This is a genomic window from Spirulina subsalsa FACHB-351, from assembly GCF_026130165.1.
GTDB classification, from domain to species: Bacteria; Cyanobacteriota; Cyanobacteriia; order Cyanobacteriales; family Spirulinaceae; genus Spirulina_A; species Spirulina_A subsalsa_A.
The window spans coordinates 1-15,426 of the sequence record NZ_JAIHOM010000118.1 but is presented as its reverse complement, the minus strand read 5'-3'; the positions used below and the strand labels follow the sequence as shown (position 1 = coordinate 15,426).

General features: G+C 50.4%; 13 protein-coding genes. 6 read left to right on the top strand and 7 right to left on the bottom strand.

The window, feature by feature from the left end:
- Positions 1-175: 175 nt before the first annotated feature.
- From proA to K4A83_RS18405, 6 genes are all read right to left on the bottom strand, one after another.
- On the bottom strand, positions 176-1,453 hold the full coding sequence (gene proA, locus K4A83_RS18430; protein ID WP_265266133.1) for a glutamate-5-semialdehyde dehydrogenase: 1,278 nt from the start codon (positions 1,451-1,453) through the stop codon (positions 176-178).
- A gap of 204 nt (positions 1,454-1,657) precedes the next feature.
- Positions 1,658-2,716, bottom strand: coding sequence for a 3-deoxy-7-phosphoheptulonate synthase (gene aroF / locus K4A83_RS18425; RefSeq protein ID WP_265266132.1), 1,059 nt, complete (start codon positions 2,714-2,716; stop codon positions 1,658-1,660).
- A 104-nt stretch (positions 2,717-2,820) separates the two neighbouring features.
- On the bottom strand, positions 2,821-3,321 hold the full coding sequence (locus K4A83_RS18420; RefSeq protein WP_265266131.1) for a PAM68 family protein: 501 nt from the start codon (positions 3,319-3,321) through the stop codon (positions 2,821-2,823).
- Positions 3,322-3,341: 20 nt separating this feature from the next.
- Positions 3,342-3,611, bottom strand: a complete 270-nt coding sequence (rpsO, locus tag K4A83_RS18415; RefSeq protein ID WP_265266130.1) for a 30S ribosomal protein S15 — start codon at positions 3,609-3,611, stop codon at positions 3,342-3,344.
- Positions 3,612-3,876: 265 nt separating this feature from the next.
- The gene (locus K4A83_RS18410) at positions 3,877-4,428 is read right to left on the bottom strand and encodes a Tic20 family protein (RefSeq protein WP_265266129.1); all 552 of its coding nucleotides are present in this window, start codon (positions 4,426-4,428) and stop codon (positions 3,877-3,879) included.
- A gap of 27 nt (positions 4,429-4,455) precedes the next feature.
- Positions 4,456-4,686 carry a hypothetical protein gene (locus K4A83_RS18405; protein WP_265266128.1) on the bottom strand — a complete coding sequence of 77 codons (231 nt, stop codon included), beginning with the start codon at positions 4,684-4,686 and terminating at the stop codon, positions 4,456-4,458.
- Positions 4,687-5,012: 326 nt separating this feature from the next.
- Here K4A83_RS18405 and K4A83_RS18400 point away from each other — a divergent pair, with 326 nt between their 5' ends.
- The 6 genes from K4A83_RS18400 to K4A83_RS18375 all read left to right on the top strand — a co-directional run bounded on the left by K4A83_RS18400 (position 5,013) and on the right by K4A83_RS18375 (position 14,436).
- On the top strand, positions 5,013-6,773 hold the full coding sequence (locus K4A83_RS18400; protein ID WP_265266127.1) for an HlyD family efflux transporter periplasmic adaptor subunit: 1,761 nt from the start codon (positions 5,013-5,015) through the stop codon (positions 6,771-6,773).
- Between the two features lie 176 nt (positions 6,774-6,949).
- Positions 6,950-10,549 (top strand): DUF4347 domain-containing protein, encoded by a 3,600-nt coding sequence (locus K4A83_RS18395; RefSeq protein WP_265266126.1) that lies wholly within the window; start codon positions 6,950-6,952, stop codon positions 10,547-10,549.
- 167 nt (positions 10,550-10,716) lie between these two features.
- Positions 10,717-12,420, top strand: coding sequence for a potassium channel family protein (locus K4A83_RS18390; protein ID WP_265266125.1), 1,704 nt, complete (start codon positions 10,717-10,719; stop codon positions 12,418-12,420).
- A 75-nt stretch (positions 12,421-12,495) separates the two neighbouring features.
- The gene (locus K4A83_RS18385) at positions 12,496-13,374 is read left to right on the top strand and encodes a LysM peptidoglycan-binding domain-containing M23 family metallopeptidase (protein ID WP_265266124.1); all 879 of its coding nucleotides are present in this window, start codon (positions 12,496-12,498) and stop codon (positions 13,372-13,374) included.
- Between the two features lie 125 nt (positions 13,375-13,499).
- Positions 13,500-14,045, top strand: coding sequence for a hypothetical protein (locus K4A83_RS18380; protein ID WP_265266123.1), 546 nt, complete (start codon positions 13,500-13,502; stop codon positions 14,043-14,045).
- Between the two features lie 4 nt (positions 14,046-14,049).
- Positions 14,050-14,436, top strand: coding sequence for a hypothetical protein (locus tag K4A83_RS18375; protein ID WP_265266122.1), 387 nt, complete (start codon positions 14,050-14,052; stop codon positions 14,434-14,436).
- 233 nt (positions 14,437-14,669) lie between these two features.
- Here K4A83_RS18375 and K4A83_RS18370 read toward each other — a convergent pair whose 3' ends face one another.
- Positions 14,670-15,242, bottom strand: coding sequence for a manganese efflux pump MntP (locus tag K4A83_RS18370; RefSeq protein ID WP_265266121.1), 573 nt, complete (start codon positions 15,240-15,242; stop codon positions 14,670-14,672).
- Positions 15,243-15,426 lie beyond the last annotated feature (184 nt).

Genomic DNA, 15,426 nt, shown 5'->3' with positions numbered 1-15,426 from the left:
CAGTCAAGTTATAAGAAATCGTGGATTAATCGCGGTCGGACAGCCCGTGATTCAAAATGCTTTCGGAGACGTTCTGTCGGGGTCAATTTCTGATTGGCTAGACAAGAGTCTATGAGGAAAGAATCCATTCGCCTTTAGGCAGTGGAGTGTCAACAAGGGAAAAATGGCTTTTGCCTTATTCTGCAATATCCCGATGAGTGAAAGGTTTAGCGTCCTTCCCCGAATAGGTCGCCGCAATATGACCTTGCCCAGTCAGTTGATACTTATAAGTCACTAATCCCTCTAATCCCACAGGACCACGGGGGGGCATTTGTTGGGTGCTGATGCCCACTTCCGCCCCAAATCCGTAGCGGAATCCGTCAGCAAAGCGGGTGGAACAGTTATGATAGACTCCAGCCGCATCGACCAGATTTAAGAAGAGTTGCGCCGTTTCTGGGTTCGTGGTGGCGATCGCATCCGTATGTTTCGATCCGTAAATGTTAATATGCCCAATCGCTTCCTCTAGCGATTCCACCACCTTAACCGACAAAATTAAATCACTATACTCCGTCCGCCAATCCTCCTCCGTGGCCGCCTCGACAGGGAGGATCTCCCGAGTCTTAGCATCCCCCAACAATTTAACCCCCTTCTCCTGTAAGGCCTGGGCTACGAGGGGTAAAAACTGGGAGGCGATCGCCTGATGGACCAACAACGTTTCAATAGCATTACAGGCCGCCGGATATTGGGTTTTCCCATCCACCGCTAAACTCACCGCCTGCTCAAAATCCACCACTTGATCAACATACAGATGACAAATCCCGTCCGCGTGGCCTAATACCGGAATGCGCGTGTTTTCCTGCACATAACGCACAAAAGCATTAGATCCTCGGGGAATAATCAAATCCACATACTCATCCCAGCCCAACAGCGTGCGAATTTCCTCCCGCGTCGTGAGTAATTGCACCGCGTCGGGACTCACCGACGTATTCTCTAAGGCCCTGTGGATCACCTCCACCAAAGTCTGACAGGAGCGCAGGGCTTCCTTCCCCCCCTTCAAAATTACACCATTGCCCGATTTTATCGCCAAGCTAGTGATTTGAATGAGGGCTTCAGGTCGGGCTTCAAAAATAATCCCTAACACCCCTAACGGGCAAGTAACCCGGCGCAGAATCAATCCTTGATCTAGCTCCCGATGAATCTGGAGCGTCCCCACGGGATCCGGTAACTGGATCACATCTCGCACTCCGGCGATCGCACTTTGTAACTTACTCTCCCCCAACTTCAACCGCGCATACAAGGCCGAGGAAATTCCCTCCGCCTGGGCCACTCGACAATCCTCCTCATTCGCCGCCACAATTGCCGGAGTCGCCGCTTCCAAAGCTTGGGCGATCGACTCCAGAGCCTGATTTTTCTCCTCACTAGACAAAACCGCTAAATTTTGGGCAGCTTGGCGCGTTTTTTGAGCAATTTCCATGGGAATAGGGAACAGGGAACAGGGAACAGGGAACAGGGGAGCAGGGGAGCAGGGGAGAGGATTCCCGACTCCCGACTCCCCGAGTTATTCAGCAAGCCCTAGGGAGTGGTGATCTATCCCCCCGTCTTGTTCCCCCCTTCCAAAGGGGGGCTAGGGGGGATACCATTCCCCCTTCCAAAGGGGGGCTAGGGGGGATACATCACCTTAAACTAAAGCCACTTGGGGTTCCGGCCAGCGTTCGACAGCCCGACCAATCACGGCTAACTCTTTCACCAAGGCATCAAAGCGATCCGGGGTGAGAGATTGAGGCCCATCGGATAAGGCTTTAGCCGGATTGGGGTGAACTTCAATCATCAACGAATCGGTTCCGGCTGCGATCGCCGCCTTCGCCATAGCCGGGACATATTCCCAGCGACCTGTGCCGTGACTGGGGTCAATCATAATCGGCAAGTGAGTTAAAGTCCGCAACACCGGAATCACCGCCAAATCCAACGTATTCCGGGCATAAGAACGGTCAAAAGTGCGAACACCCCGCTCACATAAAATCACATTGGGATTCCCGGCCGCCAAAATATACTCCGCCGCCATCAACCATTCATCAATCGTTGCAGACATCCCCCGTTTTAATAAAACAGGCTTATCCTGCGCCCCCACCTTTTTCAACAGCGAGAAGTTCTGCATATTGCGCGCCCCAATTTGCACCACATCCGCCACTTCCGCCACCTTCTCCAGATCGGCCGTATCCATCACCTCCGTGATAATCCCCAAGCCCGACGCTTCCCGCGCCGCCGCCAACAACTCCAGCGCGCTTTCCCCGTGACCTTGGAAAGCATAGGGAGAAGTCCGAGGCTTATAAGCTCCACCCCGCAGGAATTTCGCCCCAGCCGCCCCCACACGACGAGCCGTTTCCACAATCATCTCCTCGTTTTCCACCGAACAAGGCCCCGCCACAATAGAAATCGGGAACTGTTCGCCAATGGTGACATCCCCATTGGGGGTAGGAATCACCACCTGACTTGACTCCCCATGACGGAACTCACGACTCGCCCGTTTGTAAGGCCGTTCTACCCGTAAAACCGTTTCAATCCAAGGGCTAATTTCTTGAATATTCTGCTCATCTAAATCGGCCGTTTCTCCCACCAAACCGATGACAACTTTATGTTGCCCCACAATTTTTTCTGGGCTGAGTCCCCAAGTGGTGAACTCTTCCGTTAAACGACTAATCTCCTCTTCGGGGGAGCCCACTTTCATTACAACAATCATGTTCTATTCCTTATATTTAGATGACAAATTCTCAAAACCGGAGGGCATTGTTCCGCCCCAGATGCCCGATACTAGACATTTTAGGGGGAACATTCCCTCAATTCTTAATCGCTTTCTGTTTTTTTAAGCGCTTGGCGAGAGTTGCGCCACGCCCGAATCGTGCGCCCTAAATTAACGCGAAATTCTCGAAATCCAATTAAAGTCCCCGCTTGTTCTTCATCCCAAGACGCGGAAAAAATCCCATAACTTAATCCCAGCACCCCTAAACCAAATAACCCAAAACTCACGAGGAGAATCAGGGGATTAGGAACTTCTAGATCCGTTTGGGTTTTAATCCAATAAAAAATAAATAAGCTCGATAGGGCTAATACCGTGGGACTACCCGAAAATAAAGCCATCCTGCGGATCATCCTTCGACTCACCACTTCAGGGATGGCAGATAAATCCGCCTCCTCACGCGAGTTTCTCGTTTGAGGAGGGGAGGAGTTTTTTAACGCAGGTTCAGAAGGGGCAGGATTTGAAGACGCAGCCGGGTTTTTTTTGGGTTTCTTCCGCTTTGAACGAGGTTCAAAGGGAAGAGGGTTGCGTTCAGATTCAGCAGGCATAAGATAATTTTTTGTGCGGTTTACCGACGAATGCCTAAGCGACCGATCAGTGTCTGATAATGCTCGTAGTCGTGCTTTTGGATGTAAGCTAAGAGGCGTTTACGGCGACCGATCAGTTTCAATAATCCCCGACGAGAGGAATGGTCTTTTTTGTTGATTTTCAGGTGTTCCGTCAGTTGGTTGATCCGTTTGGTCAACATGGCAACCTGCACATCGGAGGATCCGGTGTCTGTCTCGTGGACTTGATACTCGGAGATGATTTCTTGCTTTAACGCTTGGGTCAAGCTCATTGTGATCTTCTTGCTCTCTTAAACACAGCAATCTCTGATTTTACCACATGGGATGAGGAATGGGACAGGTCACAGTGATCCCTAGCACCTCTCTATCTAGGGCTTGCTGAATAAGGCTCTAATCCCGGGAATAGGAGAGAGGGGGGGCAGGGGAGCAGGGGAGCAGGGGAGCAGGGGAGAAAAGAGGAAAGAGGAAAATTCTCTATTCTCTATTCTCTCTTCTCGGGAGAGGGGGAGTCGGTTAAAGTGCCGGAATCCTATTTTTTCAGCGAACTTGATTATATACCGCTTCAGAGATGGCGGGAATTTCTGCATAACGTCCTCGTAAACACTGGACGATGGCATAGACCGAGGAGCCGGTTGCGGCCAGATAGATTAAGGTGACTAATATCTGCATGAACAGGGAGTTAGCACTGCCTACAGGAGAAAAGGCCTGTTGAGTCATGCCGAAAAACTCTAAGACGATTTGTAACAGAAAGGCGGCCAAGGAAATCATAATCGCTTGTAGGGTATTGAACCTGACAAAGTGGGCGATTTTGTAGTTTTGGACGACGAGCAAAAATAGGGCAAAAAAGATAATCAGGGGAACAACAGCAAAGCCCCCTAAACTGAAGAAGTAAATGGGAGCGATTAAGAATAAGGGGAAAAAGACTAAAGTTAGAGGAGGGACAAGGGAAAAGACTAATCCCCCCAGTTGTAAGACTTGTAACATGGGGATTAGATAGGGTAAACAGGCTAAAATTCTCTGCTGTAAGGTCGTTGAACTCCGCCAGGCCATGATTTTCTGTTCTCCGAGGACGCATTGACTTAGAAACACGAATTAAGAGATTGCTTAACTGTGCTTCTAATCAATGTTAGCGACTCGAAAGCCCATCTGACAGACGTAGGACTCTAAACAATTGGTTTGAGAGCAGGGAGCAACACCTGCTCGGGTGCTGGGTGTGGCACAGGTGGCGGCACAACAGCCTAATTTCCCATTACGCCAACGCGGTAAACCTTGACGATCGGCGAGTAAACATCCACTACAGACGTTTTGGGGGGAAAGTATCTGATCATCGGTCAAAATTACTAACATTTTGCCCTCCCCTTTTTCCTGAATCTGATTTGTCCTCTCTTTCCTTAATCTTAAGTTAATTTTCTGAAAGTCCGGTTAGATTCGCTACAGAGCTTAACTTTGTGAAGTTCCCCCCGCTAACCCTACAGGTATACCGGGCGACCCCTGCTGACTTTAGGTTTAATGCGGAAGCATGAAAGCCCCATCTAGGCAAGAGCGGGGACTGTGAAGAAAAGAAGCGGGAGCAAGGGGTCTGTGTTAAGATTTGGGTCAAGCGACCCAACCCGTTGAAGCAGGGCGATAATAGTCAACAACCCCACCTACAAGGGGATAAGGATGCAGACACCATGAATGGGAATAATGGCAATCGGAACGGACAACGCATTCGCTACCCGATGCAGGCTGTCTCAACCAAGAACAGCAGTAGTAGTGCTTTGCAAACGCGACCGAAAAATGGTTCTACCTTGGCTCCGGTGAGTCGGGGGAAAAAGTCGTCTCATTTGGATCGTCGTTTTGATCAGTCGGTGATTCTCCGACAACCTCGCACTTGGTCGCGGGCGATTGTCTGGACGATTATTAGTGTGGTGTCCTTTGGGGTGGGATGGGCTTGTTTGGCGGAAATTGAACAGGTGGTTCAGGCGACGGGACAGTTGAAGCCCCAAGATACGGTGAAGGAGGTGCAAGCGCCTGTAGATGGGGTGGTGGAAACGCTCTATGTCCGAGAGGGGGATTTTGTGCGGCCGGGGGATTTGTTGATGCGTTTTGAGTCGAATACGTCTCGGGCGGATTTGGAGGCGGTGAAGGGGATTAAGGAGGCGTTGGAGAAGGAAAATCAACTCTATCGGCAATTGATTGAGTCGGGGAGTCGGGAGGAGTTGTTAAAGGCGATCGCGGCTTTGAATTTACCCGCCTCGATGGTCGGTCTGACAAGGAATCGGGATGAGTTACTGGCGGAAAATCGCTACTATCAGGCCCAACTGACGGGGAATTTGGGTCAACTTTCTCCCCAAGAACGCGATCGCCTCCAAGTCTCCCTGATTGAAGCCCGCTCCCGAGAAAATGCCGCTCGTTTAGAAGTTCAGCAAATTCAACGACAATTACAGCAAAATCAAGTACAAATTGCCGATGCGCGCAATAATTTAACCACTCAGCAAAATCTCTTACAAGATATTCGCCAACGCGCTCAAAGTTCCCTGCAACAGGCTCAAGAAAGTTTAGCTTTAGAGGAGCGATTACTCGCTGAAATGGCTCCGTTGGGTCAAGAAGGTGCGATCGCCCGTTTCCAAATTGAACAACAACGGCAAACGGTGAATGACCGTCGTTCCGAGGTGTTACGAATCCAAAATGACAGCCGCATTGAACAACGGGAACAACTTCAACGCATTGAGACAAACCGCGCCGAAATTAGTCGCCTAACGGAGGAAAATCGCCGTCTTCAATTGGCGATTGAACAGGGAGGTCAACAGTTTACCAATACCGCCGCCATTACCCAAAAAGAAATTCAAGAAGCGATCGCGAGAAATAACCAACGAATCGCCGATATTGATAGTCAACTCACCCAAGCGGTTTTAAATGTGGTAGTGAATAATGAGAAGCGGATTAAAGAACTAGAAAGCCAACTGGTCAGGAGCGCTCAAGCCCTGGAATATAAGGAACTACGGGCTACGGTAGCCGGGACGGTTTTTGATCTCAAGGCCTATCGTGGATTTGTGGTTAACCCGACTCAAACCTTACTCTCAATTGTCCCTCAAGATAATTTAGTGGGGGAGGTTTTTATTACCAATAGAGATATCGGTTTTGTGCAACCCGGGATGAATACTGATGTCCGTATTGATACTTTTCCCTTTAGTGAATTTGGAGACATTAAAGGCACGGTTAAATCATTAGGTTCGGATGCCTTGGCTCCCGATGAAGTGTACAATTTCTATCGCTTCCCCGCCACAATTGCCTTAGAGGATCAAGTGCTACGCAGTCAAGGCCGAGATATCCCCCTACAATCTGGGATGTCAATTAGTGTCAATGTAAAAGTGCGTGAGAATCGGAAGGTGATTAGTTTATTTATTGAACTGTTCACCAATCAGATTGAAAGTTTGAAACAAGTCCGTTAATCCTGACATTTTGACGGAGACGGTCTGAGACATTTAGCGCAAGATTAAAGTAGTAATCACCCCTCAAGTAAAATTTTTACCTTCTCTTAGAGGAAAACTGGGATTCTCAAGTTATGCTAGTGACAGCGATTTGGGAATCATGGATTTAACAAGTCTTATTGATGGAGTGACGGATCATGAAAACGATTGAGTGCAAACACCAAAACCGTCCCACCAAACCTATCCCCCGTAGTGATGACCAACTCCCGGATGGTCTACTCGGTCAGGATATGTTGGTTGTGATTGACCCCGGAGTGACCGACTACCCCCTACTACAAGCGGGAGTGTGGGAGGGAGCGTCGGTTTTGGTTCTCGATTTGACTCAAGATGCGATCGCCCAGATTCGCGATTATCTCCAACAAAGCCCCCAGATTCGCAGTCTCCACCTGATCACCCACGGCGCGCCGGGGCGGTTATATTTAGGCAATACGTTAATCACCTCAGAAAATCTCCCTGACTATCGCCCGGCACTCCAACAGTGGCGGGGTTTCTGTTCAGAAATTCTCTTATATGGTTGTCAAATTGCTAAAGATGCACAAGGGCGCGCATTTGTCAAGCAACTGAGTGAGATAGTGGGTTGTGCGATCGCCGCCTCCCGTAACTTCACCGGAAACCCGCAACTCCAAGGCACTTGGGACCTTGGCTATCAGACCGGAGTCATCACCTCACCCCTTGCCCTCCGTCCCGAAACCCAAGCCACCTATCCCGGCGTATTAATCTCAACGGTTTCTGAACTGATCACCGCCATTGAAAACGCCAACAATACCCCCGGCACCGTTGACACCCTGAACCTAGCCGCCAACACCACCTTTAACTTTACAACCCCCTACCCTAACCCCGCCGTTCCTTTTATTAACTACGGAGCCACCGCCCTCCCGGTGATCACCTCCCCCATCATCATCAACGGCAACGGCTCCACCCTGCGACGAGATCCCGCCGCAGAAGAGCTATTCCGCATATTCCTCGTCGGTGGTCCCGGCAGTCTGCTGACCAATAACGTCGGCGACCTTACCCTGAATAACCTCACCATCACTGGAGGGGTTGTTCCCAACGATGGCGGCGGGATTCACAACGTCGGGGGTAATATTACCCTCAATAACGTCACCGTCACCAACAACACAGCCGGAGACGATGGCGGCGGCTTAACCAACGTCGGCACAGGCAACCGTCAAGCCGTCGCCGTGATTAATAACAGCACCATCACCAACAACACCGCCACCGCCTCACCCATCCCCGGCAGTGTAGATATTACCGATGGGGGTGGCGGGATTGATAACGACGGCAACAAAGAAAATGGCGCATTAGGTGCCCGGATGACCATTACTAACAGTGTCATCACCGGAAATGTCAGTGGTGCCGGATCTGGGGGCGGGATTCGCAACGTGAATGGTGGGGAATTGACCATTGATGGCAATACCCGCATTGAGAATAATACAGCAGCCCGAGGAGCAGGCATTGCCAACGTGACGGAAGGGAACGCTCCTGCTGATTCCGGCACAACAGTGATTCTCGGTCCTGATGTGAATATTAGTGGGAATACCAACTCCACCACAGGCCAACCCAGTGACATTGAAACCACTCCCAACGCCACCACCATTGAGCCAACCAATAACCCCATCATCCGCCTCACTCAAGAAGGTGTCACGGCAGCAATTGGGGATGGTGGTACCGCCAATTTGGGCATTTTCCCCGTAGGTATACCCGCCCAACCCACCACCTTCACCATTGCCAATACGGGGGAACAAGACCTCACCTTCTCCAACTTCATCACCAACAACGCGGCATTAACCCTCACCCCTCCCGCCCAAACCACCCTAGCCCCCGGTCAAACCACCACCTTCACCATCACCCCCAACACCAACACCGTCGGGGCGGGAACCATTGACCTGCAATTTACCTCCAACGCCAGCAATATTAGTGATGATGGGATCTTTAACCTCAACGTCGCCAGAACAGTGAATCGGGGTTTGGTGGTTTCACAACTCGACGCAACAGGTCAGGTGGTACAAACCATTGCCGATGGCACAACCACCCCCCCCATTGACCTAGGCACCGTTCTGATTAACGGGACTCCTCAACCCACTACCTTCCGCATTGAAAACACCAGTGGTCAAGCCCAAACCCTCGGCAATCCCACCCTTTCCAATGTCGCGGGACTCTCTTTAGATGGAGCCGGATTCCAAAATAATTTAGCCGCCGGGGCAGCAACCACCTTTAGGGTGAGTTTAAATACGGCGGTTGAGGGAACCTTTAATAGTGAAGTGCGCTTTACCACCGACACGGATCCCACTATTAGTCAACCCTTTAACTTTGCCGTGCGGGGGATTGTCCAACAGCCGCCGCAAATTGTGGTGAGTCAACTGGATGGCAATAACAATGTGGTGCGGCAAATCACCGACGGCACCACCTTACCCATTGATTTAGGCTTGTTCCCGGCCGGAACTCCGAGCGCGGCGACGACCTTCCGCATTGAAAACCGAGGTCAGGGAAATCTGCTCTTAGGGGATTTGGTCGCGACCAATCCGGCTTTTGTTTTGAATACAGCCGCCTTTAACCGAACCGTTGCCCCTAATAGTTCAACGACCTTTGGGGTGTCCGTGAATACGGCAACGCCCAATGTTTTTGAAGGGGCGATTCAGTTCACTACCAATGATCCCACGGTGTCGGGTCCCTTTGATTTCGCAGTGCGCAGTACGGTGCAAGCCGTTGATCCGGGGCCTCAACCGCCTCAACCGCCCCAACCGCCTCAACCTCCTGTTCCCCCCGGTACTCCTCAACCCCCTGCTCCCATTTTGGGGACTCTTTCCTACAATGCAACTGGGCGCTTCTTTGCCTTTGGAGAACGAGCGGGGAATGGTTTGTCAGTGTCTCTCACAGGGGGCGATGTCAACGGCTTTGCGGCGGTGGGGATTACCCGCTTTAATGCTACAGGTCAGGTTACGGGTTCAACGCCTCTGTTCTCGTTCTTGCCCCAAGCTTTTTATCCCAATGGCTTTATGGTGAATAAACAAGGGTTCTTGTTGGGTGGCTTGGAAGCAGGGGAACGATTTGCCTTTAATGTGCAGTTTGAAGATGGTCGGGTGATTGCTTTTGATAGTCCTCAGTTACAGGTTCGGGAAACCTCGCCCAATCGTTTCGCGCTGACGGTGACGGATCCCTCTGGGGTGGTGAGGAATTTGGGGTTAACGGTGGAACAGTTGCCGGTGCCGCCTGTTGCTCGCTTGGGGTTAGGTCAAAATCTCCAACGGGACGGTCTGGAGTTGATTGATTTGCGCAATGTGTCGGGATCCGTGGCGGCGAACTTTACGGTGTTTCGTGAGGCGGCGTTTGATAATACGGTGACGCTGTACCGTGTTGATAATGAACAGGGTGCAGTGAATGGGATTCTGCCGGGTCAAGCGGGGTATGTGCAGGCTGTGTTACAGAATCGCGTCGGGGTAGATTTGAGAATTGAGAATCAGGGGATTGGACGGACGAATGCGGTGTTAGGCGGTGGCGCGTTGTATGCTCCGGTGATTTTTGTCAACAGCACGCCGGATAATTTCTTGAATCTCAATCCAGATAATGCGGTGGGTTTAGATGCTCAGGCTTACTTTATCTATGGTGCGGCCAATTCGGATGGGGTGGATCATATCAAGTTGTTGGGCGGGAATGTGTTCGGTTTTGAGGATCTGCCCTTTGGAGGCGATCGCGATTTCAATGATTTGATTGTCCGCGCTGAGTTAAGTCTCGCCTAAAAATCAATGATCCATGATCAATTGTTGACGGTTGAGGGATCAGCAATGTCTTGCTGTTCTCCCGATTCCGATGGGATCGTGTCCAAGGCTACACTTCTCTGGTGCCAGTTCAGTGACAATGGAAAAATTGTTATGATTCTCCTCAGGAGACTGCACCTCTGTCTTCCATGAAACCCCGCATTATTGTTTGTGGCCTCGGTCGTACAGGATACCGGATTTTTAATCTGCTTCGACAACAGGGAGCGGATGTGGTGGGTGTGAGCGATCGCCCCATTCCGGGAGAAACCATGAATCATATTATTGTCGGGGATTTGCGCTCGGCTTCTACCCTGATCACCGCCGGGATTCGAGAAGCCCATACTCTTGTACTGGCTGGCAATGATGATGCCCTAAATCTGGCAATTTTGACCCAAGCCAAAGTCATCAATAACAAGATTCGTATTATTAACCGTTTATTGAATCATACCCTCGGGGAACGGTTAGATCAGACCGTGGTGGACCATGTGAGCATGAGCGTCGCCGAATTAGCCGCGCCGATTTTTACCTTTGCGGCCTTGGGAAATAAAGCCATTGGACAGTTGCGGCTCTTTAACCAAACCTGGCCCATCCATGAAGAAATTATCCATGAAAATCACCCTTGGTTAGGCCGCCGCTTAAGTGATCTCTGGGAAAGTCGCTCTCGGATGTTGATTTATTTTCTCCCGACCCGGGATGAAGTGGATTTAATCTCGGCCGTGATGGAAGGAAAACCCCTAGAAGTAGGAGATCATCTCATTGTGGGAACTCAGCCAACCGTGCGCAATAGTCGCCGTTCTTGGGTAAAGCAATTGCTGAAGGCGATCGCCAATTTACGCAAATTCCAAGAATATGGCCGCCCCGTCGCCCTTGTCACCCTAGCACTACTCCTGACCATTTTCTTGGCCACCTTGACCTATGTTAGTGTGAACTTCCATGTGTCTGTGGTTGATGCCCTATACTTCTCTGTGGGCATGATTACCGGAGCAGGGGGTAAAGAAGAAATTGCCGAAAATGCCCCCGATAGCATCAAAATCTTCACCTCCGTCATGATGATTGTCGGGGCCGGAGTCATTGGCATTTGTTACGCTCTGATTAATGATTTTATTCTCGGCTCCCGTTTACGGCAATTTTGGGCAGTCACCCAAGTTCCCTCGTCCAATCATTACGTTGTTTGCGGTTTGGGGGGAATTGGGGTGCGTATTGTCCAGCAACTTTTGCAGCAAGGCCATGATGTGGTAGTCATTGAACGGGATGCCAATAATCGTTATTTACACACCGCCCGCTCTCTCGGCGTTCCCGTGATCATTGAAGATGCTAGTATCTCCAACAGCCTGAGAGAGGCCAACGTACACAAAGCCCGCGCCCTTTTAGCCGTCACCAGTAACGACATGGTAAATGTGGAAATTGCCCTCTGTGCTAAGGCGATTTCCCCCCGGATTGCTGTGGTGGTGCGCAATCATGATGTACAGTTTTCGGTTTCAGTTCAGCAGGTTTTTGAGTTTGAAAGTGTTCTCTGTCCCACAGAATTGGCTACCCCTTCCTTTGCGGCCGCTGCCCTGGGGGGACGGATTTTAGGCAATGGCATCACCGATGATTTACTCTGGGTGGCCCTCGCGACTTTGATTACCCCCCATCATCCGTTCTATGGCAAAACGGTTAAAGAGGCGGCCGTTCATGCTGATTTTGTCCCGCTTTATCTCGAATCTCAGGGCCAAACGATTCACGGGTGGAGATTATTGGAAACACCATTACAGGAAAATGATGTACTGTATTTAACGATGCCTGCGACGGAATTGGAGCAGTTATGGCGTTCTGATGTGCCGAGTGCCGCTTCTGAGTTGATTATGGGTTAGTGAGGGCCCAAGCCCAACGATGAACCGACTATGACCTAAACTAGGGGAGAAAGCTGTTGTTGAACTTGAATTTTCATGTCATCTTACTTAAACCCCTCTCTCTCGGCTCTCCTTGCTCTACCGTTTCTCCTACTCCCCTCTCCTAGTTTGGCGCAAGAGTCAGTCTGTCCTGAACCTGTTCTCTCCCGGTTGCGTCGCCATACTGTGACCCCCCAAGATACTCTAGAGGCGATCGCACAACAATACAGAATCCTCTCCGATGTCATTATCTACTTCAACCCCAGCCTCCGTCAGGGACGCTTACCCGTCGGACAAGAACTGCTCATTCCCCCCCTCAACGGCATCTCCATCACCCCCCCCAAGGTCGCCACTTGGGAGAGTATCGCCCAAGCCTATGGAGTCCGCGCCGATGTGTTATTTGAAATGAATGGTTGTCAACCACCCGGAGAAACCGTCTTTATCCCCGGCATCAACTGGGCCGACCCAAACAATCCCACCCCCAACTACACCGGACTCGCAGGCTCTCCCCTCCCCCAACCCCTCACCCCGGGTTTAGCCTACGGTTGGCGAGAAAACCCCCAAACCCAACAACAAACCTTTCACAGTGGGCTGGATCTCCTCGCCCCCCTCAACACCCCCGTTTTAGCAGCCGATCAGGGTGTAGTCGTCTTTGCCGGGCAACAGGGCAACTATGGGAACGTCGTGATTATTAACCATGAGGGGAGTCTACAAACCCGTTATGCCCATCTCGGGGCGATTTTCGTCAGCACGGGGCAAACCGTAAACACCGGGGACACCCTCGGCACGGTAGGCAATACAGGCCGCCCCGATATTGATGAGCCTCATTTACACTTTGAAGTCCGTTCCCAGTCTCCCATCGGTTGGGTTGCCCAAGACCCCGCCCTCCATTTTCCCTCAGCCGCTCAAAATTTGCTCGGCGAGTTGGGATTCTAGCCTCATTGCCCAGAATCCCCCCTCCCCGTTCAGGGCATAGAAAATCCAAGTCAATTTTAGTACGCTAATGAGCCATAACCCAGCGTCAGGGTAACTTTTCATTATGTTGAAGGAGTGTGTGATTCATGAAACGATCTAGATTGGCTCTTACCAGTGCGATCGCCCTGAGTTTGATGGGGGTTTCTCCTCTAGAAGCCTCGGACTTCAAATCTCCCAATGCTAACGTTGAATACTTAGGCGTGAATGGAGTCTTTACCTTAGATACCAGCGTCCCTAACTCACTCCATGATCCCCGTAATCCCGGGCGGATTGTCTTTGAACGCATGGAACAATTCTCCTTTTATCGGGATTTAGCCGGAAACAATCCCATTGCCCAAAATTGCACCTATTCCTATCAAGGCGCTTTGCCCGATCCCTTCTACTATCCCGAATATCAAAGCTCCATCTGGGATCTCTTTGAACTCACCTCCGAAGATCCCGCCTGTAGCGCCTTCAAATACGTTGCCCTACGAGCGCCCCACGGCGACCCCATTCATATGCACGTTCGTTATGGTGGTGCAGACACCAACTTCCAAGCCTTACTAGGCATGAGTCTCGACGAACCCGATGCCCTAGAACTTAATCCTTGGTGGAGTCTCTATTGTGCCGAAGGGGTAACAGCATGCGATTAAAACCATGAAAAACTCTCTCAAAATTAGCCTTCTGTCCCTGTTGATTCCTCTAATGATCACCCCGAAAGCGAGCGCCCATGAAGTAGGAATGCGTGCGGCAATTCAAGTCCGCGCTAGCAACGGCAGTCTGATCACCTATTCAGAAACCACATTGCCCCGGAATGTTCAAGTCACGAACATCACCATCACCGTGCGCTACAGCACAGGTGAAGCAATGGCTCATGGGAGAATCAAAATATTTGCCCCCGGTGATTCCGTCAATCCTTGGAAAACCGGAGTCCTCAACGCTCAAGGACAATATACCTTTTCTCCCAACTTAGCCAGACGAGGACGTTGGACTGTCTATGTTGAATCAGAAGGACACAGTAATTTTCTGAATGTCTTACTGTGACATATTCCTCCCAAAATCCCCATTCCCTATTCCCCAATCTTGACAAGTTAAGACCCAAAGTTAGAAGTCAAGAGCATTCCTTCGGAACGCTGCGCGAACGGGAGTCGGGAGGCGGGAGTCGGGAATAATTATCAATTGTTAATTGTTCCCTATTCCCTATTCCCTATTCCCTTGTTAGGTCTAGCGTAGACATAGCTCCACGAAGTGGCACAGCAAGCCCTAGAATAGGAGATTTACCCCCCCACGACCCAAAGATTTTCGACCAATATCTTTACCCCAATAGCAATTAACAACAAACCGCCGATAATTTCCACCTTAGAACGGAATAAATCCCCGCAATGATGCCCAATTAACACCCCACAAAAACACACCGAAAAGGTCGTCATACCAATAATTGTCACCACTGGCATTAGGGCGACTTCTAACAGAGAAAAACTAACCCCCGCCACCAGAGCATCAATGCTCGTGGCAATCGCCAAAACCAGCAAGGTATAGTTATCCAGAGGATTAAACTTTTTTTCTTCCTCTTGGACTTTAGCTAAAGCTTCATAAACCATTTTAGAGCCGATAAAAGACAACAGGATAAAAGCAATCCAAGGGCTAAAATAGCTGAAAAACTCCCTAAAATTGCGCGCTATTTCCCAGCCCACCAAAGGCATTATCATCTGGAGTCCACCGAAAAACAGGGCGATTTTCAGGGCTTTATTAACTTTTATATTCCGAATAAATAAACCACTAGAAATAGATACAGCAAAGGCATCCGCCGATAGTCCTAGAGCAATTAGTCCAATTGTTGAGAATTCCATCAATCTTGGGGGTTTTGAGAGCCGTCATTAAGGGTCAAGAGCTAAGGAAAAACACTTAAGTTGACACTCCCATCGCTAAAAGCGAGGGATTCTTGGTTCAACGAGTTTCCTTAACTTGGCAGGACGTATCCAACCAAGCCAGAGGGAATCTCTCCCCAAGCGTGAGTTCCGGTATGCCCTACCG